Here is a 24304-nt window from a genome sequence, read left to right on the forward strand (position 1 = left end):
CACCGTCAGACGGCGATCAACACACCGAAACGGAGGTCGCCTGAAACACCCCGATCCACAGGTATTGACAATTGCTCACAGGGGCAGGTCAGTCCGCGTTGGACTCCCGGTCGCCGACGAAGGCGAGCAGTGCCGCATCGCCGGAGCGGATCACGTCGACGCGCTCACCGCCGTCGCACTGGAACAGCCCGATGGTCAGTTCGTGTGCGCGGCGGCCGATGATCCGCCAGACACCGCCTGCCAGCTCCCAGCGCTGCAGGATATCTACCGGATCGTCGGGCACAAGGGAGATTGTGGCCGGTACCCCGAGAGCAGACGCGAAAACCCCGGATGTCGGCGCGTCCAGTGGTGGGTTGACCGGGCAGCGGCGAGACTTACCGGGTGTCGACGAAGTCGCTGCTGCTTTCGGTACTGAACTGGCTGCGTGCCGGGTACCCGGAGGGGGTCCCGGGCCCCGACCGGGTGCCGCTGCTGGCATTGCTGCGGGCGACGCCGCTGACCGAGGAGCAGGTGGCCGAAGTGGTGCGCAATATCGCCGAGGCCTCAGCGCCCGCCGACGTCGACAATCCCATCGAGCGCGACGACATCGCCGAGTTCATCGCCGACGTCACCCACCATGACGCCGGCCCGGAGAACGTCGCGCGGGTGGCTGCCAAACTCGCCGCGGCCGGCTGGCCGTTGGCCGCTATGGACCTGTTGCCTGACGCCCGCCCCAGCGCAGAAGGCCGATAACGCGTTACGCCGAGGATTGCAGTCAGTATTTGACTGCAATCCTCGGCGTTGACGAGAAACCCGCGGCTAGATGGTCGCGGTGTCGATCACGAAGCGGTACCGCACGTCACTGGCGATGACGCGCTCGTAGGCCTCGTTGACGTACGACGCGTCGATGACCTCGATCTCGGGGGTGACGTCGTGCTCGGCGCAGAAGTCCAGCATCTCCTGGGTCTCCGGGATGCCGCCGATCAACGAGCCGGCGAGGGTGCGGCGCATACCGATCAACGGGAACACCGGCACCTCGAGCGGCTTCTCGGGGGCGCCGAGCTCGACGAGCGTGCCGTCGCTCTTGAGCAGGTTCAGGTACAGGCCCATGTTGAGGTTCGCCGACACCGTGTTGATGATGAGGTCGAAGGTGCCGGCCAGCTTCTTGAAGGTGTCCGGGTCGTTGGTGGCGTAGTAGTGGTGTGCGCCCAGGCGCAGACCGTCTTCCATCTTCTTGAGCGACTGGCTCAGCACTGTGACCTCGGCACCCATCGCGACGGCGAGCTTCACACCGACGTGGCCCAGGCCGCCGAGACCGACGATCGCCACCTTCTTGCCCGGCCCGGCGTTCCAGTGCCGCAGCGGCGAGTACAGGGTGATACCGGCGCACAGCAGGGGAGCGGCCTTGTCCAGCGGGATGCTGTCCGGGATGCGCAGCACGTAGTTCTCGTCGACGACGATGGCGGTGCTGTAGCCGCCATAGGTGGGGGTGCCGTCACGGCCCACGGCGTTGTAGGTGCCGATGTTGCCGCCCTTGCCGGTGCAGTACTGCTGCAGGCCGGCCAGGCAGTTCTCGCACTCGCGGCACGAGTCGACGAAGCAGCCGACGCCGACGTGGTCGCCGACCTTGTACTTGGTCACCTCGGAGCCGACGGCGGTGACGACACCGGCGATCTCGTGGCCGGGTACGACGGGGTAGTTGGCCGGGCCCCATTCGGACTTGACGGTGTGGATGTCCGAGTGACAGATGCCCGCGAACTTGATGTCGAATGCCACATCGTGCGGGCCGATGTCACGGCGCTCGATGGTGGTCTTGGTCAGCGGGCTGGTCGCTGAAGTCGCGGCGTAGGCGGAAACGGTCGTGGTCATGCGTGTCAGTCCTCTTCATTCTCGGCTTGCCTAGCGGCGGTTACCTACTACAAAGATTAGCGAAGGTAACGAAATGTGGGGCATTGCGTCAGGCCCTGACCACACTCAACGGCGGCCGGCGTCGAACTAATCCCGGATGAAGCTGTGAATTTCCGGTCAGAGCCCGGCGGCGCGGAATCCGGCGTTGAAGCTCACACGCTCGTAGGTGGCGACACCGGCGTGCACGTACGGGTCGCTCGCGGTGAGGGCGTCGGCTTCCTCGGCCGTCATGTCCGAGGCGATCAGGACGGCGCCGCCCTGCGACTCCAGTCGGCCGGCGAGAAGGATGCGACGTTCCTCGACCAGCTTGCCGAGCCATTCCAGATGCGCGGGCCGTGCCTGGTCCACGACGTCCAAGGGTTGCGTGTAGGTGATGTTCAGTACGTGAAACACGCTAAGAGGTTATCCGGGGCCGGTGTGCAGCTCGATGACCTGCCTGGTGCGCTCGCGCAGTGCGGGTGTTTCGGCGTCGGGGATGCCCAGCACGCGCACGCCGGCATCGGCGACCTGCATGGGCAGATCACATCGTTCGGGGCCGTGCGGCACCGACCACATGTTGACCAGCGATTCGACGAGTCGGAACGGCAGGTCGGCGGCTGCCTGATGGACGCCGGTACGTTCCAGCACTTCCCGGCTCAGGGTCAGATAGTGCTGTCGCAGGCGTTCGCGGTCGGACCAGAACGGCTCCAGGCGATCGGCGCGCAGTTCGGGAAGCAGGTAGAGCGCGCCCAGGTTCCATGTGCCACCGAGTAATTGATCTCCGTCGAACGTCGCCAGGGCGTGGAGATGCTCGGTTGCGGACAAGGCCGGCGTGGCGCTCAGCAGGCTCGGGATGAAGGCCAGTGTCGGGGCGACGGTCTGGCTCAGCACGGCACACAGGATGTCGTCCTTGGTCTTGAAGTAGTGGTACAGCGACGCCTGCCTGATGCCCACCGAATCGGCGATGGTTCGCGTCGACGTACCTGCGTAGCCCAGGGTGGTGAACAATTCGCTTGCGGCATCGAGGATTTCGTCTCGTCCCGTGACGCCCGGGCGTCGCTGGGGCCGCAGTCGAGGCCTTCCTGTGTGGGTGGTCGACATTCATTCATCGTGGTCCAAGCCAGCAGCCATCGATACCGGCGGTCGGTATCTGTCACGCGACAGAAACCTGCGATATCGGCCGGTTACCTACGGGCCCTGGTTGCTTACATCGTGCTTACTTCGGCGACACCATGCGAGATGGTCGGGGGAGAAAACTGTCAACTGACAGGCCAGCGGTCAGAGACGTACCAAGGCATGGCGATCAGAACGCAGGAGAGCGCACATGGGCACTGCTGTATCGGTGGCGGACGCCACGCCCGTCGCCACCGTGTCGTCGAACCCGGATGCGGTGGCGACCGTGGCGGGCCTGCATGTCACGTTCCCGCGCAACGGTCGCGACGTACACGCGCTGCGCGGCGTCTCGCTGACCGTTCGGCGTGGCGAAATCCTCGGTCTGGTAGGCGAATCGGGCTCAGGGAAAAGCGTATTGGGCTTCGGGATGCTCGGTCTGCTGCCGGCGTCGGCCCGGATCGAGGGCGGCATCTCGGTGGCCGGCTCGGACATGGTGCATGGTGACGCAAAGGCGCTGCGCACGGTGCGCCGGCTCGACCTGGGCGCGGTGTTCCAGGATCCGATGACCTCGCTCAACCCGACCATGCGGATCGGCAAGCAGGTCGCCGAGGCGGCGGGCAGCGACGACGAAGCCCTGCGCCTGCTGACCGCGGTCGGCATACCCGACCCGGCGCGACGGATGCGCGCCTACCCGCACGAGCTCTCCGGCGGCCTGCGCCAGCGCGTGATGATCGCCATCGCGATCGCCGGCTCGCCGGAACTCATCATCGCCGACGAACCGACGACCGCACTGGACGTCACGGTGCAGGCCCAGGTCCTCCGACTGCTGCAACGACTCCGCGACGAAATCGGTTGCAGCATCGTCTTCATCACCCACGACCTCGGGGTGGCAGCCCAGATCTCCGACCGCATCGCGGTGCTCTACGCCGGCCGCATCGCCGAGGTCGGCCCGGCCGCCGACGTTCTGGGCGCACCTGCTCACCCCTATACCCGCGGGCTGCTGCGGTCACGGCTGACGCTGGACACCGCACGCGGCCGTCGGCTGGCGGCGATGCCCGGTTCGGTGCCGAGCCCGGTGTCACCGCTACCGGGATGCGCTTTCAGCCGGCGCTGTGATCAAGCCACCGAAAATTGTGAGAAGTCCTCTCCCGAACCGACTTCCGTGGGCCCCGGGCGGGTCAGCGCCTGTCTGCTCACCCCGGAGGAGCTGGCGCACGATCCGGCGGCTCTCGACTCAGTGCCGGAACCCGTTGCCGCACAGCCGGTCAGTACTGCCGCTGCGGACGAGCCGGCCGCAGTCACCGTGACGGACGTGACCAAGACCTTCACCGTCGCGCCGCGCGGCAAACTCCAGGCATTGCGCGGTGTGACGCTGCGCGTGGGGCACGGCGAGTCGGTGGCGCTGGTGGGGGAGAGCGGTTCGGGAAAATCCACGCTGTTGCGGGTGATCGCGGGCCTGGAGAAGGCGACCACGGGCGCCGTCGAGGTGGCCGGGGAACAGCGCCCACAGATGGTGTTCCAAGACGCCGGCGCCTCCCTCACGCCCTGGCTGTCGGTCGGTGAGTTGATCGCCGAGCGCCTGCGCGGCAGGAAACTGTCGCGGGCCGCGCGTCGCGATGCGGTCATCGAGGTTCTCGGCCGGGTGGGGCTACCCGCGGAGGTGGCGAAGTCACGCGCCGGTCAGCTGTCCGGCGGTCAGCGCCAACGGGTTTCGCTGGCTCGCGCCACCGTCGTCCCGCCCGCCGTGCTGTTGTGCGACGAACCCACGAGTGCCCTCGACGTGTCCCTGGCGGCCTCGGTGCTCAACCTGATCGGGGACCTGCGCCGAAGCCTGGACATGTCGGTGGTGTTCGTGACGCACGACCTGTCGGTGGCTCGGGTCGTCGCCGATCGCATCGCCGTGATGTACCTGGGCCGCATCGTGGAGATCGGACCGGCCGAAGAGGTCATCGGAAACCCTGCACATCCGTACACCCGTGCGCTGGTCGACGCGATTCCCGACCTGGGTCGCGAATCGCGGGTATTGCCAGGCGAACCGGCGAGCCCGTTGTCACCGCCGACCGGATGTGCGTTCCATCCGAGATGCCCGATCGCCGTCGACGCCTGCAGCGGTGACGAGCTCGACGTCCGACTCGTCGGCAAATTCGGTGGCGCACATCAGGTCGCCTGTATCGAAGAGAAGGTGCGCTGATGGCCATCGCGATCCCCGCCCCGAGTCTCATCCGCGGTCGTGGCCGGCTGCGGCTGGCGCTGCCACAGTCCCGGTCGACGATCATCAACAGCGCGGGTTTCGCCCTCGTGATCCTGTTGACGCTGGCTCTCGTCGCGGTGCCGCTGCTGGCTCCCCACGACCCGCTGATCCCGGTCGGGATGCCGTTGCAGGCGCCGGGTGAGCACGGGTTCCTGCTCGGCACCGACAGCGTGGGACGCGACATCCTGTCCCGCGTGCTCTACGGCGCGCGGTCGAGTTGGCTGGCCGCGCTGGCGGTCGTGGCGCTGGGCCTGTTGATCGGCGGGCTCGTCGGCCTGGTCGCGGGGGGGGGCGGCCGGTGGCTGGGTCGACTCGACGCTGATGCGCATCACCGACGGTTTCCTGTCGCTGCCCGCGCCGGTGCTGGCGATCGCCGTGGTCGCCGCGCTGGGACCGAGCTTCCTGCACACGCTGATCGCGGTGTCCATCGTGTGGTGGCCGTTCTACGCGCGGCTGGTGCGGGGGGGAGGTGGCGCGGCTTGCGGCGCGTCCCCACGTCGAGGCCGCAAAGCTGGCCGGTGTCAGCCGATTTCGGCTCGCCGGACGGCACCTGCTGCCGGGTGCGGTGCCCAACGCCTTGGTCGCCGCGAGCCTGGACATCGGCACGCTGATTCTCACATTGGCCGGCTTGTCCTTTCTCGGGCTCGGTCAGGCCGCGCCGGCACCCGAGCTCGGCGCCGACTCGGCGCGCAACCTGAGTTACTTCCTGCAGCAGTGGTGGATTCCGGTCATGCCGGGACTGGGTGTGCTGGTGCTGGCGCTGGTCGCCAACATCTCCGGCGACTGCCTGCGCAACCTGATGAAGACGACGTAGGCCGCCGATCCGGTGGTGGTGATGAGCGCGCGCATGAAGAGAGGTGGGTGAAACATGAAGACGTTCGTGGCCTCGCGGTTGGGGTCGATGGTCGCCATCCTGGTGGCCTTGACGGCAGTGATGTTCGTCCTGCAGAACATCTCGCCGCTGGATCCGGTGAAGGCCCAGCTCGGCGCTCAGGCCTCAGCTGACGCGGTGGCGGCCCGGCGCGCGGCGCTGGGACTGAATGACCCTGTGCTGGTTCAGTTCTGGCACTACCTGGCCGGTGCCGCGACCGGCGACCTGGGCACGTCGTACCGGACTCGGCATGCGGTGATGGCCGACCTCGGGTCGTTCGTGCCCGCCACGCTGGAGCTGGCGCTCGCCGGCCTGCTGATCGCCGTCGTCCTCGCGGTGCTGCTGGCGTTCAGCACAACCTTGAACTGGCGCGGCGCGAATGTGCTTCGGGCCGTGTTGTTCGCGGGTTCCTCGGCGCCGATGTTCCTGCTCGGCATCCTCGGCCTCATCGTCTTCTATCAAGACCTGGGTTGGGTACCGGCCAACGGCCGCAGTGCCGTGCCGAGTCCGCCGACCGGGCCGACGGGCATGCTCACCGTGGACGGTCTGCTCCACGGGCGGCTCGATGTCGTGGCCGACGCCGCGCACCACCTGATCCTGCCGGCGTTCGTCATCGCGATCGGCCCGGCTGTCGCGATCGGCCGGGTGCTGCGCAGCAGCCTGCTGGCCGACATCGACAGCGACTACGCGCGGACGGCCCGCGCCAAGGGACTGTCCGAGACCCGAATCCTGGCCAGGCATGTGCTGCGCAACTCGGTCGGCGCCGCCCTGTCGATGACCGGACTCCAAGTGGGCCTGATGTTTTCGGGCGTGTTGGTGGTCGAGCAGGTCTTCGGCTGGCCCGGCATCGGGCAGTACGTCGCGCAGAGCATTCCCGTGGCGGATTTCCCGGCGATCGCCGGCGTCACGCTGATGCTGGGAGCGCTCTACGTCGTCATCAACACGGTGGTGGACCTGCTGCAGGCCGCCGCTGATCCGCGTATCGCCGTCACAGGAGGTTAAGTGCCGAAACAGCCGCTCATCGTAGGTAATCCCGTCCTGGTCGTCGTCGACATGCAGGAGTCCGGCGACATGCCGGCCGAGGTGGTCGGCATCGAGCACATGGCCGGTTACGACGGCCGGATCGCCCGGGCCCAGCGCCTGATCGCCGCCGCCCGCGCCGCGCGGATCCCGATCGTGTTCTTCCAGGAGGTGCACCGCCCCAACGGCATCGACTTCGGCCGCGAGCTCGACGGCGCCGAGGGCGAGCACTGTGTGGACGGCCGCCCGGGCACCCCGCTGCATCCCGCGCTGCTGCCCGACCTCGATGGGCCCAACCACGAGTTCCACATCGTCAAGCGCCGCTATTCCGGTTTCATCGGAACAAATTTCGAGATCGTGCTGTCGGGTCTGCGGGCCTCGACGCTCATTCTCATCGGCGGGCTCACCGACGTCTGCGTGCACTACACCTTCGCCGATGCGCACCAGCGTGACTTCTACGTCCGCGTCGTGACCGACTGCGTGGGCGGCTCGTCGACCTATCGCCACGACGCGGCCCTCGATGCCATGGAGTACCTGCAGGCCGGTGCCATGCGCACCACCGACGAGATCGTCGCCGCCTTTTCCGATATGTGTCCGCCCGAGTTGTCCAGCCCCGCACTCGAAGGAGTTGCCCGATGATGAAGAGCCACAAGGTCCCCGGTCGCGCGCGCGGAAGCTGGCGGATCGCCGCTGCCGGTGCCGCCGCCGTCATGTTGACGCTGAGCGGTTGCGGTGGCTCGAACTCGGGGAGCGGCACGCCCAACGCCGCGCCCACCGACAAGGTTCTGCACCTGTCCTTCCTGCAGGACCCGGGGCAGCCGCCGGACCCGGACATCTACTACGCGGGACAGGGTCTGTTGCTGACCACCAACACCTACGAAGGCCTGCTGCAATACAAGGCCGGTGTCGACAAGGCCGTCCTGGAACCGCTGCTGGCCACGAGCTGGACGGCGTCGCCGGACAACAAGGTGTTCACGTTCAAGCTCCGTGAGGGCGTCAAGTTCCACGATGGCACGCCGTTCACGTCGGCGGCGGTCAAAGCGTCGTTCGATCGCCGGGTGGCCGTCAACCAGGGCCCGGCCTACATGGTCAAGGACGTCGAATCGGTCACCACACAAGGGGATTACGACGTCACCATCACGCTGAAGGCGCCCAACTCGGCGTTCCTCGATTACCTGGCCTGTCCCTATGGACCCCGTATGCTCAGCCCCGAAGGACTGAAGAAGAATGCCGGCACGGACAACGCGCAGGGTTACCTGACCACTCACGATCTCGGGACCGGTCCGTTCACGCTGACCGACGCGCAGGTGGGCTCGCACTACGCGATGGCCGCCTTCCCCGACTACTGGGGCACCAAGCCGTATTTCGAGAAGGTCGAGCTTCCGGTCATCACCGACGTGTCGGCGCAGCAACTGCAGTTCAACAACGGCCAGGTGGCCGCGATCCTGCACGACCTGCCCTCCTCGGCGGTCCAGTCCTACCTGAACAACAAGGCGTTCGCCAACTACTCGCTGCCGACGATGATGTCGAACTACGCGTACATCAACCCGCGCAAGGGCATGATGACCGACGCCAAGAACCGGACCGCGGTGATGCAGGCGATCGACGTCGACGAACTGGTGAAGCAGACGTACTTCGGGCGCGGCAAGAAGGCCGAACAGATCTACCCGCCGAACATGATGGCCGCCGAATACGGCAAGCAGTCGGTCTCGCACGATACGTCTGCACTGTCCGCGATCGCCGGCAAGCTGCCTGCCGATCAGAAGACCGTGACCATCGGCTACGACTCGAGCAACCCCGATAACCAGTTGATCGGCAACCTGATTCAGACGCAGCTGGCCGCGGCTGGTCTGACCGCCAAGGTGCAGGCGTACCCGACGTCGGAGATCTACGGCTGGGTCGGCACCGACGGGCAGTCCGCGCCGGAGATCATGACCTATCTCGGTTGGCCCGATGCGCCGTCGCCGTACACCTGGGGCCATATCTCGTGGGATGCCGACGGTGGCCTGAACTTCTTCGGGTGCTCGGCGCCGCCCGTCACCGCGGCGCTGGCCGCGGGTCTGCCGACAGACTCGGAGGCCGACTTCTCCACGGCCGGTGTGGAAGCGGTCAAGACCGGCTGCTGGCTGAACATCGCCGACGTCAACGACTTCATGGTGGCCCAGCCCTGGCTCAAGGGCGTCGAACAGGCACACGTGGTCACCAACCCGAATTCACTGCGCCTGAACGCCCTTTCGGTCGGCTGATGTCCACTCTGGTCGGCAAGCCCGGGGTGCGGCGGATCATCCTGCTGACCCTGGGCTGGGAGGAGCTGCCGAAGTCGGTGTCGGTGTACGGGGCACCGCCGGAGGAGCGCATGCGGGAGCCGGTGCCCGGGGTGTTGCTGCAGACCGACGGCGGTTGGGTACTGCTCGACACGGGATTCAACACCGCGCTCGTACGGGACCCGGCGCTGTACCGGCGGTTCTTTCCGACCGTCGAGTACCGCCCGGTGCTGCCCGGACCGGGCGAGCCGATCGAGCAGCGGCTGGCGGAGGTCGGGGTGGATTTCGACGAGATCCACACCGTCGCCGTCAGCCACCTGCATCACGACCATGCCGGCGGGCTCAAGCTGTTCGCCGGCAAGGTCCCGGTGCACGCCCAGCGTCGTGAACTCGAGTACGGGCTGTCGAATCACCCTGAGCCTGAACGCAACGCGATCAATCGGATCGATTTCGACGACCCGAACATCGAGTGGCACCTGGCTGACGGGGAAGCCGAGATCGCCCCGGGCATCACCGCGGTGCCGACCTATGGGCACACGCCGGGGCATCAGAGCTTCGTCGTCGAACTCGACTGGTCGGTCGGCGGTGACGGCTTCGTGTTCGCCTTCGATGCCGCCGACCTCACGGAGAACATCGAACACGAGCTCGCCATCGGCGGGTTCATCGACGTCGACCCGCAGGACACGATCGAGCCGATCCGCCGACTCAAGAAGTTGGCCGCCGACAGGGGGTTTCAGCTGATTCCCGGCCATGATCCACACGTGTGGCCCGAGCTCACGGACCATTTCCATCACAGGTTCGGCGGGCTGTGATGGAGTGCGTGCTACGCGCCGACCGGGTGCTCGTCGACGGGCACCAGGCTCCCGCCGCGGTGGGGATCGACGGTGGTCGCATCGTCTTCGTGGGTGATGTCGACGCCGATTGCGCTGCGGTAGAGGACATCCGGTTGCCCGAATCGGTGGTGCTGCTCCCTGGTTTCGTCGACACGCATGTTCACATCAACGAACCGGGTACCGATTGGGAGGGCTTCGAGACCGCCACCGCCGCGGCGGCCGCGGCCGGGATCACCACCGTGGTCGACATGCCACTGGACTGCGACCCGGTGACCACCAGCGTCGCGGCCCTGAACACCAAAGAGGCCACGGCAGCGGGTAATTGCCACGTCGACGTCGGGTACTGGGGTGGCGTGGTGCCCGACAACCTCGACGATCTGGCCGACCTGGCACAGGCCGGGGTGCGCGGCTTCAAGTGCTTCCTCGCCGACTCGGGCAACCCGCATTTCCCGCACCTGAGCCCGGGACAGTTCCGGGATGCCATGCGGCGCATCGCCGAACTGGGGTCGGTGCTGCTGGTGCACGCCGAGAGCAACCGGGTGATCGACGCCGGGCCGGTGCCGGCGGGCCGGGAATACCGGTCGTTCCTGGCGTCGCGACCCGACGCCGCCGAAGACGATGCCGTGGCCCTGGTGATCGACGCGGCGGCGGCGACCGGGGCCCGCGCGCACATCGTGCACGTCTCCAGCGCCACAGTGTTGGCCCGTCTCGTCGAGGCCAAGCGCGCCGGGATACCGGTGACGGCCGAAACCTGCCCGCATTACCTGACATTCGCCGCCGAGGCAGTGCACGACGGTGGCACCGAATTCGCCTGCTGCCCGCCCATCCGGGATGGCGCCAACCGTGAACTGCTGTGGTCCGCGCTGCACGACGGCACGCTGGACCTGGTGGTGTCCGACCACTCGCCCTGCGCGCCGCGGCTCAAGGGGGACGGGGATTTCGGCCGGGCATTCGGTGGGATCAGCTCACTGCAACTGAGCCCGCGCGCAGTCTGGACGCAGGCCGCCGCACGCGGTTTCGGGCTCACCGACCTGAGCCGGTGGATGTCGCAACGGCCCGCCGCGCTGGCCGGTTACACCGACCGGGGCCGGATCGCCGTGGGCCTGCGGGCCGACCTGTGCGCCTTCGACCCGGGTGCCCTCGACACCGTGCGGGCGGCGACGCTGCGGCACCGTCACCCGGTGAGCCCATATGACGGTGTCACGTTGCGGGGTTCGGTCCTGCAGACCTGGGTTGCCGGCGTGCCGGCGTTGGTGGGGGAGCCGGCATGAGAATCCTGGTGCTCAACCCGAACACCTCGGCGGCCATGACCGCCGAGATCGCCGCTGCCGCGCGTGCCGCTGCGCATCCCGACACTGAGATCGTGTGCATGTCAACGTATTTCGGCTCGGCGGCAATCGACTCCGCCGCCGAGAGCTACCTTTCCGCGGTCGGGGTGATGGACCTGGTTGCCCGACTGACCCGGTCGGGCGACTTCGACTTCGACGCTGTCGTCCTCGCCGGATTCGGCGAGCACGGCCGCGACGCGCTCGCCGAGATGCTGACGGTGCCGGTGTTCGACATCGCCGAATGCGCCGCGCATGTCGCGCATCTGATCGGCCGGCGGTTCTCGGTGATCACCACGCTCGCCCGGTCGATCCCGCCCATCGAGGACCGGCTGCTGCTGGCCGGCCTGAACGCACACTGCGCCTCGGTACGGGCCTGCGGCCTCGGCACGGCAGCCGTGGACGCCGACCCCGCCGGCTCCGTGCAGGCGATTGTCGACGAGGCCGCACGCGCCATCAACGAGGACGGCGCCGACGTGATCTGCTTGGGGTGCGCCGGGATGGCGGGCGTGACGGCGGCGATCTCCGCCAAGCTCGGGGTGCCCGCGGTCGACGGGGTCGCCGCCGCGGTGGCCCTTGCCCAGGCGGTCGTCGGGTTGGGCCTGTCCACCAGCAAGGCCGGGGTGTTCGCGCCCGGACCGGACAACCCGCGCAGCCACTGGCCGCTGTCGGAGGCACTGGGCCGATGACCGACGTCGATCTCGCCTCGCGCCTCGTCGGCGGCAGCGTGGTGGCTGCCAGTGACGAATCCTTCGGATTCAAGGAGCGGCTCGTCGACCCGGCCGGACCCGCTTTCGTGCCCGGAACTTTCGACCTGCGCGGCGAAGTGGTGGACGGCTGGGAGACCCGCCGCCACGCCGGCCGGGCCGGTGACTGGGCGATCATCCGGCTGGGGACACCCGGCCGGCTGCGCACCATCGACGTGGACACCCGGTTCTTCGCGGGCAATCACCCGAGCGGCTGCGCGGTGGACGCCTGCGTGCTGGCGCGCACCGACGATCCGGCAGACCCCGCCGTGGCCTGGACGCCGATAGTGGAACCCACTGTGCTCAAGGCTGATTCGCACAATCTGCTGGCCGTCGCGGACCGCAGGCGGTGGACGCACCTGCGGCTGCGGTTGCAGTCCGACGGCGGCGTCGCCCGGCTGCGGGCGTACGGCGAGGTGGTGCCGGACCCCGCGTCCTGGAGCGATGTCACCGTCGAGGTGTCCGGCCTCGAAAACGGTGGCCGGGTCGAATGGTGCAGTGACAGCTTCTATTCCAGTGCCACGTCGCTGATCATGCCGAACCGGCCGCACAACATGGGCGACGGGTGGGAGGCACGCCGACGCCGTGACGTCGGACCGGACACCCATGACGCGGTGATCGTCTCGTTCGCCGCGCCCGCCGACCTGCGCCGCATCGAGGTCGACACCTCGTACTTCGTGTTCAACGCCAGCCTGGAGGTGTCGGTGCTGGGCAGCCGGAGCCATCCAGATCGGGAACACGGTTGGGGGATGGTCGCTTTCGACGTTCCGGTGCTGCCGCGGACGCGACTGCTCGCCGATGCGCGCCAGGTGTTCGCGGTCGACGTGCCCGACGTGGCGGCACTGCGCGTACAGGCCTACCCGGACGGCGGGATCGCGCGGGTGCGGGCAATAGGAGTGCCCACCGTCGACGGACTGCGGATGCTGCAGCACAACTGGGAGGAATCGTCGTGACACCACTGCTGACCGACTGCGCCGGCCTCTGGCGCCGCACGCTGCTGATCGAGGTCGACGGCACGCGCGACACCGCACCGGGGGTGCTGTGGCTGCAGAGCCTGACGGCCTACGTGGACTCCCGCGGCTTCGCGGGCACCCTGCACCAGGACGGCGACGTCTTCGAGTGGCATCGAGACTTCGACATCACCACGCCGGGCCCGCATCCCGACGCCGGCGTAATGCACTGGGAGGGTGACGTTCTCGTCGAGACCGGCGTGCATGAGCACTACATCGAGCACTGGGTCCGCGACTCCGGCGAAGCGGGGCCGACGGGCGCGCTGCACTTGTCCGGGCCCGCCGGAGCGTCGGCGCTACTGGTCCGGGTCGGCGCGATGTTCGGCTGGGCCGACGGCACTCAGGTGGTGCTCGGCACCGTGGGCGGCGACGAGCAGCGAGCCCTCGGTATCGATTTTGCCGGCATGACTTCTGTCGGCGACGAAATCCAGGCCAACGGCGTGCACTGGACGGTGGACAACTCGGAAGGGAATGTGAATTCATGAGTGGCGTAACGTCATTCACGTCGGTGCCGATCATCGACATCAGCGGATTGTCGTCACCCGAGCGTGCCGAGCAGCACCGCGTGGCCGCCGAGCTGGGCCGGGCGGCGGCCGACGTCGGCTTCTTCTACATCAGCGGCACCGGCATCGATGAGTCGTTGTTCAGCGCGATGCTGGCGGCGGTGAAGGAGTACTTCGCGCTGCCTGTGGAAGAAAAGATGCGCAACTACATCGGGCTGTCCCGCTGTCACCGGGGGTATGTGCCGGTCGGCGAGGAGGGCCTGGAGGGCACCGTCCCGGATCTGAAGGAAGCCTTCGACACCGCGCTGGATCTGCCCTCCGATGATCCGGATTACCTGGCCGGCAATCCCATGCTGGGCCCCAACGCGTGGCCGGACCTACCCGGCTTCGCCGACGCGGTGACCGCCTACTACCAGGCGGTGCTGGCCGTGGGGCAGCGGCTGCTGTGGGCGTTCGCCGTCGCCCTCGGTGAGGACCCCGAGGTCTTCTCCCGGCATGCCACCAAGACGCCGAGCCAGCTGCGGCTCATCCACTATCCGTACAACCCGGACGCCCACGACAGCATCGGGATCGGCGCGCACACCGACTACGAATGCTTCACCCTGCTCAAGCCGACGGCCCCCGGCCTCGAGGTGCTCAACGGCGTGGGCGAGTGGATCGACGTACCGCCCGTCGACGGGACGTTCGTCGTCAACGTCGGGGACCTGCTGGAGCTGTGGACCAACGGTGCGTTCGTGGCGACCAGCCACCGCGTCCGCAAGGTCGCCGAGGAGCGGTACTCGTTTCCGTTGTTCTTCAACGTCGACTACCACACCGAGGTGAAACCGCTGCCGCAGTTCGCTTCGCCCGATGCCAAGCCCCGGCCGGCGCTGCGTGCGGGTGAGCACCTGTTCGCCCAGACCGCGCAGACGTTCGCCTATCTACGCCGGCGCATCGAGTCGGGCGAACTGGTGCTGCCCGACGGCTCGCTGGAATTGGGACAGTTCGGCCAGCAGGCGTTGCAGGGTGCGGGCTGACTAGTTGATGGGCGCGTTGAGCCAGTGCAGGTCGTCGAGCATGCCGCGGGCCGCCACGATGCCCTGACCGGTCTGCCACACCTCGTTGTTCACCACGAACACCCGGTTGTCGCGGGTGGCGGCGAGCTTCTTCCAGGCCGGGCCGTCGAGCAACGCGGTCGCCTTGTCCTTGGCCGCCGGTGACTCGAACGTCAGGTAGACGATGTCACCGTCGGCCGCCGAGAAATCGGTGCCGGGTCCCAGCTTCGAGATGTCGATCTCGCGGTAGGGCTTGTCGGTGAATCGTTGCGGCGCAGGGCGATCCGCGCCGATCCGGGCCAGCACGCTACCCGGGAAGTTGTTGGCGCCGAAGATTCGCAGGGTGCCCTCGGTCAGCTGCACCACCGACACCTGGAAATGCGAGGCGTCGTTCTGGCCGCCGACCTTGGTGGCGTCGGCGTTGAACCCGTCGACCAGCGCGCCCGCGGCGGCGCCGCGACCGGTCGCCGCCCCGACCATCCGCAGATCGTCCTGCCAGGCCGCGCCTGACGGCCCGGTGAGCACCGTCGGCGCGATCGCCGACAACGCGCCGTAGGTGTCCGATGTGGCCGACACCTGCGAGCCGATGATCAGGTCGGGGTTGGCGGCCTTGACCGCGGCCAGGTCGGGTGCGCCGCGGGTGCCGGCCGCCGGCACGTTGTGGATGACGGTGCCCAGGTATGACGTCTGGCCCGACGAATCCGTCGGGGTCGCCGCGGCGACCACACGGCCCTGCAGGCCCAGCGCGCACAGCGCATCGAGTGCCGTGCCCGAGAGCACGACGATGCGCTGCGGGTCGGCGTTGACGTCGGTGGCGCCGGCGGCGTGGTGCACCTGGCGGGTCGGGGGACCCTCGTCGAGCGCTGCCGGGGTGGGCGCGCACGAATCGTCGGGCCGGCGCTGGTTGCCCAGCACGCCCGCGGTGGCGATCCGGGTGGTGCTGGTGATGGGAGCCGAGTTCGCTGCCTGAGGTTCGCTGGTGTGTCCCGAACAGCCCGTCAGGACGGTCGCAGCCGTCGCGCACAGGGCGGTCAGAACCGCCGCGCTGGCGCTGGACAGCCGGGTACGGGGAGTCGGAAACTGCACGTGGCCGACGGTAACACCCGCGCGGCCGGGCCCAGATGAGGCGCGGTCGTGGGTGGCCGCGCCACGCCGGTGCCGGTGGCTGGTCCAGCCAATTACGACAGTTTGTAGGACCCTCGCCGCAAGGCTGTGCGATGGGGGATAAGATCACCGGCAGACAACATGGGATGCCCCGTGTGCTCGAACTATTCGCCCGGAACATTTGGAGGATCTGTTGGTAGCCGAAGCGCCCCCAATCGGAGAACTCGAGGCTCGTCGCCCGTTCCCGGAGCGTATGGGCCCCAAGGGCAACCTGATCTACAAGCTGGTGACCACGACCGATCACAAGCTGATCGGCATCATGTACTGCGTCGTCTGCTTCGTGTTCTTCTTCATCGGTGGCCTGATGGCGCTGTTCATGCGCACCGAGCTGGCCATGCCGGGACTGCAGTTCCTGAGCAACGAGCAGTTCAACCAGCTGTTCACCATGCACGGCACGGTGATGCTGCTGTTCTACGCCACCCCGATCGTGTTCGGCTTCGCCAACCTGGTGCTGCCGCTGCAGATCGGCGCCCCCGACGTGGCGTTCCCGCGTCTGAACGCCTTCTCGTTCTGGCTGTTCCTGTTCGGCGCCATGATCGCCATCGCCGGCTTCATCACCCCCGGTGGTGCCGCTGACTTCGGCTGGACCGCCTACTCGCCGCTGACCGACGCGATCCACTCGCCCGGTGCCGGTGGCGACCTGTGGATCGTCGGCCTGGCCGTCGGTGGTCTGGGCACCATCCTGGGTGCGGTCAACATGGTCACCACCGTGGTCTGCATGCGCTGCCCGGGCATGACCATGTTCCGCATGCCGATCTTCACCTGGAACATCCTGGTGACCTCGATCCTCGTGCTGCTGGCCTTCCCGCTGCTGACCGCCGCGCTGTTCGGCCTGGCCGCTGACCGCCACCTCGGCGCGCACATCTACGACCCCGCCAACGGCGGCGTCCTGCTGTGGCAGCACCTGTTCTGGTTCTTCGGCCACCCCGAGGTGTACATCATCGCGCTGCCGTTCTTCGGCATCGTCTCCGAGATCTTCCCGGTGTTCAGCCGCAAGCCGATCTTCGGTTACACCACCCTGATCTACGCGACGCTCGGTATCGCCGCCCTGTCGGTCGCCGTGTGGGCACACCACATGTACGCCACCGGCGCCGTGCTGCTGCCGTTCTTCTCCTTCATGACGTTCCTGATCGCGGTCCCGACCGGTATCAAGTTCTTCAACTGGATCGGCACCATGTGGAAGGGACAGTTGACCTTCGAGACGCCGATGCTGTTCTCGGTCGGCTTCCTGATCACCTTCCTCCTCGGTGGTCTGTCGGGCGTGCTGCTGGCCAGCCCGCCGCTGGACTTCCACGTGACGGACAGCTACTTCGTGATCGCGCACTTCCACTACGTGCTCTTCGGCACCATCGTGTTCGCCACCTACGCGGGCATCTACTTCTGGTTCCCGAAGATGACGGGCCGGCTGCTCGACGAGCGTCTGGGCAAGCTGCACTTCTGGCTGACCTTCATCGGCTTCCACACCACGTTCCTGGTGCAGCACTGGGTCGGTGACGAGGGCATGCCGCGTCGTTACGCGGACTACCTGCCCACCGACGGCTTCACCACGCTGAACGTGATCTCGACCATCGGTGCCTTCATACTGGGCCTGTCCACGCTGCCCTTCGTGTGGAACGTGTTCAAGAGCTGGCGTTACGGCGAGCCCGTCGTGGTCGACGACCCGTGGGGCTACGGCAACTCCCTGGAGTGGGCCACCAGCTGCCCGCCGCCGCGGCACAACTTCACCGAGCTGCCCCGGATCCGTTCGGAGCGCCCGGCGTTCGAGCTGCACTACCCGCACATGGTCGAGCGGATGCGTGCCGAAGCGCACATCGGTCGATCGCACCACTAGAAATCAGCCGACCCGCCCGCGCCTAAGGCGCGGGCGGTTCTGCGTTAGGGGACCTAACGGATGACGCAGGAAAGCAACTCACACGGGTCGGTGCTGATCACCGTCACCGGACTCGACCAGCCGGGCGTGACGTCGACGCTGTTCGGCGTGCTGTCGCGGCACAACGTCGAGCTGTTGAACGTCGAGCAGGTGGTCATCCGTGGCCGCCTGACGCTCGGCGTGCTGGTCGCGGTGCCTGCCGACGTGGCCGGCGACGTGCTGCGCGCCGATGTGCAGCAGGCCATCAGCGAGCTGGGGCTCGATGTCGCGATCGACAGCAGTGACGACCAGCCCGTCCTCACGGAGCCGTCGACCCACACCATCGTCGTGCTGGGCCGGCCCATCACCGCCGAGGCCTTCACCGTCGTCGCCCGCGAGGTGGCGGCGCTCGGGGTCAACATCGACTTCATCCGCGGTGTCTCCGACTACCCGGTGACGGGTCTGGAACTGCGGGTGTCGGTGCCCCCGGTGGGCGGGGCCTACGCGCAGCTGCAGACCGCGCTGGCCCGCGTCGCGGTCGACGAGGGCGTCGACATCGCCCTCGAGGACTACAGCCTGGCCCGGCGGGCCAAGCGGCTCATCGTGTTCGACGTCGACTCGACACTGATCCAGGGCGAGGTCATCGAGATGCTGGCGGCGCGCGCCGGCGCCGAGGCCAAGGTCGCGGCCATCACCGAAGCCGCCATGCGCGGCGAACTGGACTTCGAGGAGTCGCTGCGGGAGCGGGTGGCCACGCTCGCCGGCCTGCCGGCCGAGGTGGTCGACGAGGTCGCCGACCAGATCGAGCTGACCCCGGGCGCCCGGACCACGCTGCGTACGCTGCGCCGGCTGGGTTACCACTGCGGTGTGGTGTCGGGCGGGTTCCGTCAGGTGATCGAGCCGCTGGCCGAGGAACTGATGCTCGACTTCGTGGCGGCCAACCACCTCGAGATCGTCGACGGCAAGCTGACCGGCCGGGTGACCGGCCCGATCGTCGACCGTCCGGGCAAGGCCAAGGCGCTGCGCGACTTCGCCAACCAGGCCGGTGTGCCCATGGAGCAGACCGTCGCGGTCGGCGACGGCGCCAACGACATCGACATGCTGTCGGCGGCCGGCCTCGGCGTCGCGTTCAACGCCAAGCCCGCGCTGCGGGAGGTCGCCGACGCGTCGCTGAGCCACCCGTACCTGGACACCGTGCTGTTCATCCTCGGCATCACGCGTGGCGAGATCGAGGCTGCCGACGCGGTCGACGGTGTGGTGCGGCGGGTGGATATCCCGTAGCGATTCGCCGGCGACGGCACACCGCAGCCGCTGTCGCGTTACAGTGGTGACTATTGATATTGATTTGCTGCGTAAGCGTGTGGGAGATGGTGACATGAAGCGTGCGGTTCTGGTTGGTGTGAGTGCTGTCGCGTTGGTCGCCGGCCCCTTGTCGGTCGTCTCGGTGACGGCGGCCGCGCCGGCCTACGCGTGCCCCTGGGGGACCGTGCCGAGCCACTTCGAAGGCGTGTGCGTCAAGGGCACGGCCAATGGCAGCGGCCCGCAGGCGGTGCCGCCGCAGACGTCCAACAGTGGGACGGGCGCGCAGATCACCCAGTCGGTCGGCGGCCTGCAGACGGTCAACGGCATTCCCTGCACGCCCGAGCACATCGGCACCTGCATCGGCCTGATCCAGAGCCAGCAGTAAGTTTCCGGCCCGCCTCAGACGACGAGGGCGTGCGCGTCCGGAGTACCCGCGCCGGTGACGCCGCGCCACGCCTGAGCGAGCACCGCCACCGACTGGTGCAGGCGCTCATCGGGCTGGGTGAAGGGCACCCGGATGAAGCGCTCCAGCGTGCCGTCGACCCCGAACCGCGGCCCCGCCGGGATGACGAGTCCCATCCGGGACGCCGCCGCGGACAGCGCTGAACTCATGGGTGCGGGCAGCCGCATCCACATCGACATGCCGCCGTGGCACGGGCTGGCCGTCCAGTCCGGAAGTTGTTCCTGCAGAAGCGAACTCACCAACTCGCGCCGGGCGCGCAGCATGTCGCGCCGGGCGGGCAGCACGGTGTCGGCCTGCCGGAGCAGGTCGGCCGACGCCAGTTGTTCGACGATGGCGGTGCCGAGGTCGATGGTCGGCCGCACCGCGGCGATGGCGGCCAGCGTGGACCGTTCGGCGCGAATCCAGCCGACCCGCAGGCCACCCCAGAACGACTTCGACATCGAGCCGACGGTGATCACCAGGTCGCGGCGGCTCTCCAGGTAGGAGGCCAGCGGCGGCGGCAGCGGCTCGTCCAGCCAGATGTCGCAGATGGTTTCGTCGATGATGGTGCGGGTCCGGGTCTCGGAGATGATGCGGGCGAGGCGCTCGCGCCCGGCGGCCGGCAGGCTCAGCCCGGTCGGGTTGTGGTTGTCGACGATCAGGTAGGCCAGCGTGGGGGCCAGTTGCCGCATGGCGGCCTGTACGGCATCCAGTTCCCAGCCGTCTTCGGCCATGCTCACGGGCACCGGCCGGGCGCCGGATGCCGCGATGAGCGAGATGGCGCCGTGGTACGTCGGCTGCTCGATCAGTACCCGGTCGCCTGGGCGGGCGTAGGTGGCCAGCACGAGATTGATCGCGTGCAGCGCCCCGGTGGTCACCATGATCTCGTCCGGATCAGTGGGAAGCCCTCTGGCGCAATATCTTTCGGCGATGGCCTGGCGAAGCTCGGCGACGCCGGTGAGTTCGATGCCGAGGTCGTGCAGGTGCGGCGCCACGCGCTGGGCGGCGCGCGCGAAGGCCTCGAGGGTGGCGGCCGCCGGCGCCGAGGGCGCGGCATCGGCCAGGCTCAGCGTGCCGGTCCTGACAATGGGCGCCGGACTGGCCGTGAGCGCCGTGGGCGGCAGGGCCGTGGTGCTGCGGGCGCCGCGGCGGGCGTTGAGGTAGCCGTCCTCGCGCAGCTGGGCATAGGCCGCGGTGACGGTGGTGCGGGAGACCCGCAGCGCGTCGGCCAGTGCGCGCTCGCTGGGATACCGGGCGCCGACGGGGAGCCGGCCGTCGACGATGAGCAGGCGGATGGCATCGGCCAGGCCCAGATAAGCGGGGCCGCTCAGGCTGGACGTGCGCCAGTTGCCCAATTCGCGTGCCAGAAGGACTTCGTCCAGTGATCTGGCTGACATCTCGATCGACATTGAAGCCAGTATCGGCCAACTGGCTATTGAATAGCAAGCCAGTTGGCCGGAAAACTGGTGTCATGCGAACGAACTGGCTATCAAAACTGGCTGAGAAGCGTGCCCGGTCGCGGCGTGACAACCGCGCCGATATCCGTGATCTGGATGCCGCCCGGGTGCGTCACGAACTGGACGCCATCCGCGCTCGCTTCCAGGACCACCGGTGACGGCAGCGGCCAAACGCGTCAGTGGGACCGGCCTGACAATCCGCTCGGTGCTGCTGCTGGCGGGGCTGAGCGGTTACGGCCTGTCGATGGCACTGTTCGTGCGGGCCGGCCTGGGCCTGGACCCGTGGGACGTCTTCCATCAGGGCCTGGCCAAGCACACCGGGCTGACCATCGGCGGCGCCACGGCGCTCGTCGGCGTCGTGGTGCTGCTCGGCTGGATCCCGCTGCGGAACCGGCCGGGCGTCGGCACCGTCGCGAACGTCATCGTCATCTCCGTCGTGGTCGACGCCGCCCTGATGGTGCTGCCGCAGCCGGCGACGCTGCCGGTGCGCACCGCGATGATGGTCGGCGCCGTGGTGCTCAACGCCGTGAGCACCGTGATGTACATCGGTGCCGGGATGGGGCCGGGACCACGCGACGGACTGATGACCGGGCTGGTGGCCCGGACCGGATGGTCGGTGCGGCTGGTCCGCACCGGCATCGAGGTGACGGTGCTGGCCACCGGCTGGCTCCTCGGCGGCACCGTCGGCGTCGGAACCGTCGTGTACGCCTTGGGGATTGGGCCGCTGGTGCAACTGGTGCTGCGGTGCACCCCGAGCCGCTGGCTGGCGGCCAGCGGATGGGCGCACGTGGTGGGGGACCGGGCCGCCGAACCGGCCGTGGCTACGATGAGCGAGTGCCCGGCGCCCTCAACGACAACCTCGTAAAGCCAGATGGCCCGCCCGACTCCGACCAATTGATCGACTCCGTCGACGACGACCTGTTGATCGAATTCTCGGGCGTCACGCTGCGCCGGGGCGGTGCCACCCTCGTCGGCCCGATCGATTGGTCGGTGGAACTCGATGAGCGGTGGGTCGTTCTCGGTCCCAACGGCGCGGGCAAGACGTCGCTGCTGCGCATGGCCGCCGCCGTCGAGCATCCGTCGACGGGCACGGCGTTCGTGCTCGGCGAGCGGCTGGGCCGCACCGACATGTCCGAGCTGCGGTCGCGGATCGGGCTCAGCAGTTCGGCACTGGCGCAGCGGATACCCGACGACGAAGTGGTGCGCGACCTGGTGGTCTCCGCCGGTTATGCCGTGCTCGGCCGGTGGCGCGAACAGTACGACGACGTCGACTACAACCGGGCGCTGGACACGTTGGAGAGCATCGGCGCCGAACACCTCGCCGACCGTCGCTACGGCACCCTGTCCGAGGGTGAGCGCAAGCGGGTGCTGATCGCGCGGTCGCTCATGACCGACCCGGAGCTGCTGCTGCTCGACGAGCCGGCGGCCGGACTGGACCTCGGCGGGCGGGAAGAACTCGTGGCCCGGCTGGCTGATCTGGCCGCCGACGCCGACGCACCCGCCTCCGTGCTGGTCACCCACCACGTCGAGGAAATCCCGGAGGGCTTCACGCACTGCCTGCTGCTCTCCGAGGGGCGGGCGATCGCTTCCGGGCTGCTGCCCGACGTGCTCACGTCCGAGAATCTCTCCCAGGCCTTCGGTCAGTCGATCGCCCTGGAGTACATCGACGGGCGGTACTTCGCCCGTCGTACCCGCAGTCGCGCGGCGCACAGGAGGCGTATATGACCGAACTCGACCCCCTGCATCCCAGGCCGGCCGCGACCGTGATGCTGGTGCGCGACGGCGCGCCCGGCATCGAGGTCTTCCTCATGCGCCGCACCATGTCGATGGCCTTCGCCGGCGGCATGACGGTGTTTCCCGGCGGTGGGGTCGACGAGCGCGATCGCGATGCCGACATTGCCTGGACCGGACCCGACCGCACCTGGTGGGCCGAGAAGTTCGGCGTCGACCCGGTGCTGGCCGGCGCGCTGGTGTGCGCCGCCGCCCGCGAGACCTTCGAGGAATCCGGGGTGCTGTTCGCCGGGCCGGCCGACGATCCGGACGGCATCGTCTCCGACGCGACCGTCTACCACGAATCCCGGGCCGCGCTGGAAAGCCGTGAACTGTCGTTCGGGGAGTTCCTGGCCCGCGAGAAGCTGGTGCTGCGCGCCGACCTGCTGTGGCCGTGGGCCAACTGGATCACCCCCAAAGAGGAACGCACCCGCCGCTACGACACGTTCTTCTTCGTCGGTGCCCTGCCGGCCGGCCAGCGCGCCGACGGCAACAACACCGAGAGCGACCACGTCGCGTGGCGTACGCCCACCGCCGCGCTGGAGGAGTTCGCGGCCGGACATTCCTTCCTGCTGCCGCCCACGTGGACGCAACTGAGCTCACTGGACGGCCGCACGGTCGGCGAGCTGCTCAAGGACGAACGGAAGATCGAGCCGATCGAACCGGTGCTCACCATGGGCGAGGGCACGTGGGACATCGAATTCTTCGATGCCGAGCGGTACAAGGCGGCACGTGCCGGTAGGGCGCAGTGATGACGAAGCGTGAGTTCGCCGCGGAATTCGTCGAAATCCACGTCACCGACGGCATCGGGACCCTGCTGCTGGCCCGGCCGCCGCGCAATGCGCTGACCCGCCAGATGTGCCGGGAGGTCGCCGCGGCCGCCGAGGAGTTGGGCCAGCGGTCCGACGTCACCGCCGTCATCGTGTACGGCGGCCACGAGGTCTTCTGCACCGGTGACGACGACCACGAGACCAGCACCCTCGATGCGGCCGAGGCCCGCGTCGCGGGCGCGGTGTGCCGTGCCGCGGTCGACGCCGTCGCCGCCATTCCGCGGCCCACCGTCGCGGCCGTCACCGGCTACGCGCTGGGCAGTGGCCTGACGCTGGCGCTCGCGGCCGACTGGCGCATCAGCGGCGACAACGTGAAGGTCGGGTCGACCGAGATCCTGTCGGGCCGGGCACCGGCCGAGGGCGCCGCGGCGCGGCTGGCGGCGGCCGTCGGCGACAGCCGGGCCAAGGACCTGGTGTTCAGTGGCCGGTTCGCGGGTGCCGAGGAGGCCGTGGCCCTAGGTCTGGTCGACCAACTCGTGGCGCCCGACCACGTCTACGACGAGGCGCACAAGTGGGCGCGCAGGTTCCTCGACTCGTCGCCCGAGGCGCTGGCCACAGCAAAGGCAGCGTTCGCGGTTCGCTGAACCCGTGCTCAGCGGGTGAACAGAACCGTGGATGTGAACTCCCGGTGACGGGGCAGTTAGGCTGACCTGC

25 protein-coding genes and 1 pseudogene are annotated in these 24304 nt (G+C 68.4%); 20 read left to right on the plus strand and 6 right to left on the minus strand.

Annotated elements, in window-relative coordinates:
• Positions 1-88 precede the first annotated feature (88 nt).
• Positions 89-283: a hypothetical protein gene (locus tag ACJH6H_RS14830; RefSeq protein ID WP_110767288.1), complete on the minus strand. Its 195-nt coding sequence runs from the start codon at positions 281-283 to the stop codon at positions 89-91.
• Positions 284-381: 98 nt separating this feature from the next.
• On the opposite strand from ACJH6H_RS14830, the gene ACJH6H_RS14835 reads away from it, so the two are divergent.
• A complete protein-coding gene (locus ACJH6H_RS14835) occupies positions 382-732 on the plus strand; it encodes a DUF3349 domain-containing protein (RefSeq protein ID WP_406775170.1) in 351 nt (116 codons plus the stop codon).
• A gap of 66 nt (positions 733-798) precedes the next feature.
• On the opposite strand, the gene ACJH6H_RS14840 is transcribed toward ACJH6H_RS14835, so the two are convergent.
• The 3 genes from ACJH6H_RS14840 to ACJH6H_RS14850 form a co-directional block, all read right to left on the minus strand.
• A complete protein-coding gene (locus ACJH6H_RS14840; protein WP_212813794.1) occupies positions 799-1848 on the minus strand; it encodes an NAD(P)-dependent alcohol dehydrogenase in 1050 nt (349 codons plus the stop codon).
• Positions 1849-2004: 156 nt separating this feature from the next.
• Complete coding sequence (locus ACJH6H_RS14845; protein ID WP_064859063.1) at positions 2005-2280, minus strand: YciI family protein; 276 nt, start codon at positions 2278-2280, stop codon at positions 2005-2007.
• Between the two features lie 9 nt (positions 2281-2289).
• The gene (locus ACJH6H_RS14850) at positions 2290-2967 is read right to left on the minus strand and encodes a TetR/AcrR family transcriptional regulator (RefSeq protein ID WP_212813796.1); all 678 of its coding nucleotides are present in this window, start codon (positions 2965-2967) and stop codon (positions 2290-2292) included.
• 223 nt (positions 2968-3190) lie between these two features.
• Between ACJH6H_RS14850 and ACJH6H_RS14855 the strand changes: the two genes are divergently transcribed.
• The 11 genes and pseudogenes from ACJH6H_RS14855 (at position 3191) to ACJH6H_RS14905 (ending at position 14818) form a co-directional block, all read left to right on the plus strand.
• Entirely contained in the window at positions 3191-5170 is a 1980-nt protein-coding gene (locus ACJH6H_RS14855) for a dipeptide ABC transporter ATP-binding protein (RefSeq protein ID WP_406775171.1), read from the plus strand.
• Positions 5170-6044 (plus strand): annotated as a pseudogene (locus ACJH6H_RS14860) (ABC transporter permease). The gene ACJH6H_RS14855 and the pseudogene ACJH6H_RS14860 overlap by 1 nt, the downstream one beginning before the upstream one ends.
• Positions 6045-6098: 54 nt before the next feature.
• The gene (locus tag ACJH6H_RS14865) at positions 6099-7103 is read left to right on the plus strand and encodes an ABC transporter permease (protein WP_212813802.1); all 1005 of its coding nucleotides are present in this window, start codon (positions 6099-6101) and stop codon (positions 7101-7103) included.
• Entirely contained in the window at positions 7104-7760 is a 657-nt protein-coding gene (locus ACJH6H_RS14870) for a cysteine hydrolase family protein (RefSeq protein WP_406775172.1), read from the plus strand.
• Entirely contained in the window at positions 7760-9367 is a 1608-nt protein-coding gene (locus ACJH6H_RS14875; RefSeq protein WP_406775173.1) for an ABC transporter substrate-binding protein, read from the plus strand. Before ACJH6H_RS14870 ends, ACJH6H_RS14875 begins: the two co-directional genes overlap by 1 nt.
• The gene (locus tag ACJH6H_RS14880) at positions 9367-10197 is read left to right on the plus strand and encodes an N-acyl homoserine lactonase family protein (RefSeq protein WP_406775174.1); all 831 of its coding nucleotides are present in this window, start codon (positions 9367-9369) and stop codon (positions 10195-10197) included. Before ACJH6H_RS14875 ends, ACJH6H_RS14880 begins: the two co-directional genes overlap by 1 nt.
• Positions 10197-11489, plus strand: a complete 1293-nt coding sequence (gene allB, locus ACJH6H_RS14885; protein WP_406775175.1) for an allantoinase AllB — start codon at positions 10197-10199, stop codon at positions 11487-11489. The genes ACJH6H_RS14880 and allB overlap by 1 nt, the downstream gene beginning before the upstream one ends.
• Positions 11486-12232 (plus strand): aspartate/glutamate racemase family protein, encoded by a 747-nt coding sequence (locus ACJH6H_RS14890; RefSeq protein WP_406775176.1) that lies wholly within the window; start codon positions 11486-11488, stop codon positions 12230-12232. The genes allB and ACJH6H_RS14890 overlap by 4 nt, the downstream gene beginning before the upstream one ends.
• Positions 12229-13242: an allantoicase gene (gene alc, locus ACJH6H_RS14895; protein WP_406775177.1), complete on the plus strand. Its 1014-nt coding sequence runs from the start codon at positions 12229-12231 to the stop codon at positions 13240-13242. The genes ACJH6H_RS14890 and alc overlap by 4 nt, the downstream gene beginning before the upstream one ends.
• Positions 13239-13784, plus strand: a complete 546-nt coding sequence (locus ACJH6H_RS14900; protein ID WP_406775178.1) for a hypothetical protein — start codon at positions 13239-13241, stop codon at positions 13782-13784. Before alc ends, ACJH6H_RS14900 begins: the two co-directional genes overlap by 4 nt.
• Entirely contained in the window at positions 13781-14818 is a 1038-nt protein-coding gene (locus ACJH6H_RS14905; protein WP_406775179.1) for an isopenicillin N synthase family dioxygenase, read from the plus strand. The genes ACJH6H_RS14900 and ACJH6H_RS14905 overlap by 4 nt, the downstream gene beginning before the upstream one ends.
• Here the strand turns inward: ACJH6H_RS14905 and ACJH6H_RS14910 are convergent, their stop codons facing one another.
• On the minus strand, positions 14819-15922 hold the full coding sequence (locus tag ACJH6H_RS14910) for an iron-siderophore ABC transporter substrate-binding protein (protein ID WP_406775180.1): 1104 nt from the start codon (positions 15920-15922) through the stop codon (positions 14819-14821).
• A gap of 211 nt (positions 15923-16133) precedes the next feature.
• Between ACJH6H_RS14910 and ctaD the strand changes: the two genes are divergently transcribed.
• From ctaD to ACJH6H_RS14925, 3 genes are all read left to right on the plus strand, one after another.
• Positions 16134-17831: a cytochrome c oxidase subunit I gene (ctaD, locus tag ACJH6H_RS14915; protein ID WP_061004131.1), complete on the plus strand. Its 1698-nt coding sequence runs from the start codon at positions 16134-16136 to the stop codon at positions 17829-17831.
• A gap of 60 nt (positions 17832-17891) precedes the next feature.
• Complete coding sequence (gene serB / locus ACJH6H_RS14920) at positions 17892-19130, plus strand: phosphoserine phosphatase SerB (RefSeq protein WP_212813819.1); 1239 nt, start codon at positions 17892-17894, stop codon at positions 19128-19130.
• 94 nt (positions 19131-19224) lie between these two features.
• Entirely contained in the window at positions 19225-19536 is a 312-nt protein-coding gene (locus tag ACJH6H_RS14925; RefSeq protein WP_020103125.1) for a hypothetical protein, read from the plus strand.
• A 14-nt stretch (positions 19537-19550) separates the two neighbouring features.
• Here ACJH6H_RS14925 and ACJH6H_RS14930 read toward each other — a convergent pair whose 3' ends face one another.
• On the minus strand, positions 19551-21002 hold the full coding sequence (locus ACJH6H_RS14930) for a PLP-dependent aminotransferase family protein (RefSeq protein ID WP_406775181.1): 1452 nt from the start codon (positions 21000-21002) through the stop codon (positions 19551-19553).
• Between the two features lie 62 nt (positions 21003-21064).
• On the opposite strand from ACJH6H_RS14930, the gene ACJH6H_RS14935 reads away from it, so the two are divergent.
• The 5 genes from ACJH6H_RS14935 (at position 21065) to ACJH6H_RS14955 (ending at position 24234) form a co-directional block, all read left to right on the plus strand.
• Entirely contained in the window at positions 21065-21208 is a 144-nt protein-coding gene (locus ACJH6H_RS14935) for a hypothetical protein (RefSeq protein ID WP_406775182.1), read from the plus strand.
• 86 nt (positions 21209-21294) lie between these two features.
• On the plus strand, positions 21295-21915 hold the full coding sequence (locus tag ACJH6H_RS14940; RefSeq protein WP_406775219.1) for a YczE/YyaS/YitT family protein: 621 nt from the start codon (positions 21295-21297) through the stop codon (positions 21913-21915).
• Positions 21885-22775 (plus strand): ABC transporter ATP-binding protein, encoded by an 891-nt coding sequence (locus tag ACJH6H_RS14945; RefSeq protein WP_244872855.1) that lies wholly within the window; start codon positions 21885-21887, stop codon positions 22773-22775. The genes ACJH6H_RS14940 and ACJH6H_RS14945 overlap by 31 nt, the downstream gene beginning before the upstream one ends.
• A complete protein-coding gene (locus ACJH6H_RS14950) occupies positions 22772-23572 on the plus strand; it encodes an NUDIX hydrolase (RefSeq protein WP_212813826.1) in 801 nt (266 codons plus the stop codon). The genes ACJH6H_RS14945 and ACJH6H_RS14950 overlap by 4 nt, the downstream gene beginning before the upstream one ends.
• Positions 23572-24234, plus strand: a complete 663-nt coding sequence (locus ACJH6H_RS14955; protein ID WP_318986153.1) for an enoyl-CoA hydratase — start codon at positions 23572-23574, stop codon at positions 24232-24234. The genes ACJH6H_RS14950 and ACJH6H_RS14955 overlap by 1 nt, the downstream gene beginning before the upstream one ends.
• Positions 24235-24304 lie beyond the last annotated feature (70 nt).

This window comes from Mycobacterium sp. SMC-21 (genome assembly GCF_045310825.1).
GTDB lineage: Bacteria > Actinomycetota > Actinomycetes > Mycobacteriales > Mycobacteriaceae > Mycobacterium.

What these genes read in the sequence shown, in the direction of transcription:
- ACJH6H_RS14950 (WP_212813826.1), top strand. Translation starts at nt 22,772, where the DNA reads ATGACCGAACTCGACCCCCTGCATCCCAGGCCGGCCGCGACCGTGATG.
- ACJH6H_RS14925 (WP_020103125.1), top strand. Translation starts at nt 19,225, where the DNA reads ATGAAGCGTGCGGTTCTGGTTGGTGTGAGTGCTGTCGCGTTGGTCGCC.
- ACJH6H_RS14865 (WP_212813802.1), top strand. Translation starts at nt 6,099, where the DNA reads ATGAAGACGTTCGTGGCCTCGCGGTTGGGGTCGATGGTCGCCATCCTG.
- ACJH6H_RS14840 (WP_212813794.1), bottom strand. Translation starts at nt 1,848, where the DNA reads ATGACCACGACCGTTTCCGCCTACGCCGCGACTTCAGCGACCAGCCCG.
- ACJH6H_RS14855 (WP_406775171.1), top strand. Translation starts at nt 3,191, where the DNA reads ATGGGCACTGCTGTATCGGTGGCGGACGCCACGCCCGTCGCCACCGTG.
- ACJH6H_RS14955 (WP_318986153.1), top strand. Translation starts at nt 23,572, where the DNA reads ATGACGAAGCGTGAGTTCGCCGCGGAATTCGTCGAAATCCACGTCACC.
- serB (WP_212813819.1), top strand. Translation starts at nt 17,892, where the DNA reads ATGACGCAGGAAAGCAACTCACACGGGTCGGTGCTGATCACCGTCACC.
- ACJH6H_RS14875 (WP_406775173.1), top strand. Translation starts at nt 7,760, where the DNA reads ATGAAGAGCCACAAGGTCCCCGGTCGCGCGCGCGGAAGCTGGCGGATC.
- ACJH6H_RS14890 (WP_406775176.1), top strand. Translation starts at nt 11,486, where the DNA reads ATGAGAATCCTGGTGCTCAACCCGAACACCTCGGCGGCCATGACCGCC.
- ACJH6H_RS14905 (WP_406775179.1), top strand. Translation starts at nt 13,781, where the DNA reads ATGAGTGGCGTAACGTCATTCACGTCGGTGCCGATCATCGACATCAGC.
- allB (WP_406775175.1), top strand. Translation starts at nt 10,197, where the DNA reads ATGGAGTGCGTGCTACGCGCCGACCGGGTGCTCGTCGACGGGCACCAG.
- alc (WP_406775177.1), top strand. Translation starts at nt 12,229, where the DNA reads ATGACCGACGTCGATCTCGCCTCGCGCCTCGTCGGCGGCAGCGTGGTG.
- ACJH6H_RS14850 (WP_212813796.1), bottom strand. Translation starts at nt 2,967, where the DNA reads ATGTCGACCACCCACACAGGAAGGCCTCGACTGCGGCCCCAGCGACGC.
- ACJH6H_RS14880 (WP_406775174.1), top strand. Translation starts at nt 9,367, where the DNA reads ATGTCCACTCTGGTCGGCAAGCCCGGGGTGCGGCGGATCATCCTGCTG.
- ACJH6H_RS14935 (WP_406775182.1), top strand. Translation starts at nt 21,065, where the DNA reads ATGCGAACGAACTGGCTATCAAAACTGGCTGAGAAGCGTGCCCGGTCG.
- ACJH6H_RS14930 (WP_406775181.1), bottom strand. Translation starts at nt 21,002, where the DNA reads ATGTCGATCGAGATGTCAGCCAGATCACTGGACGAAGTCCTTCTGGCA.
- ACJH6H_RS14940 (WP_406775219.1), top strand. Translation starts at nt 21,295, where the DNA reads ATGGCACTGTTCGTGCGGGCCGGCCTGGGCCTGGACCCGTGGGACGTC.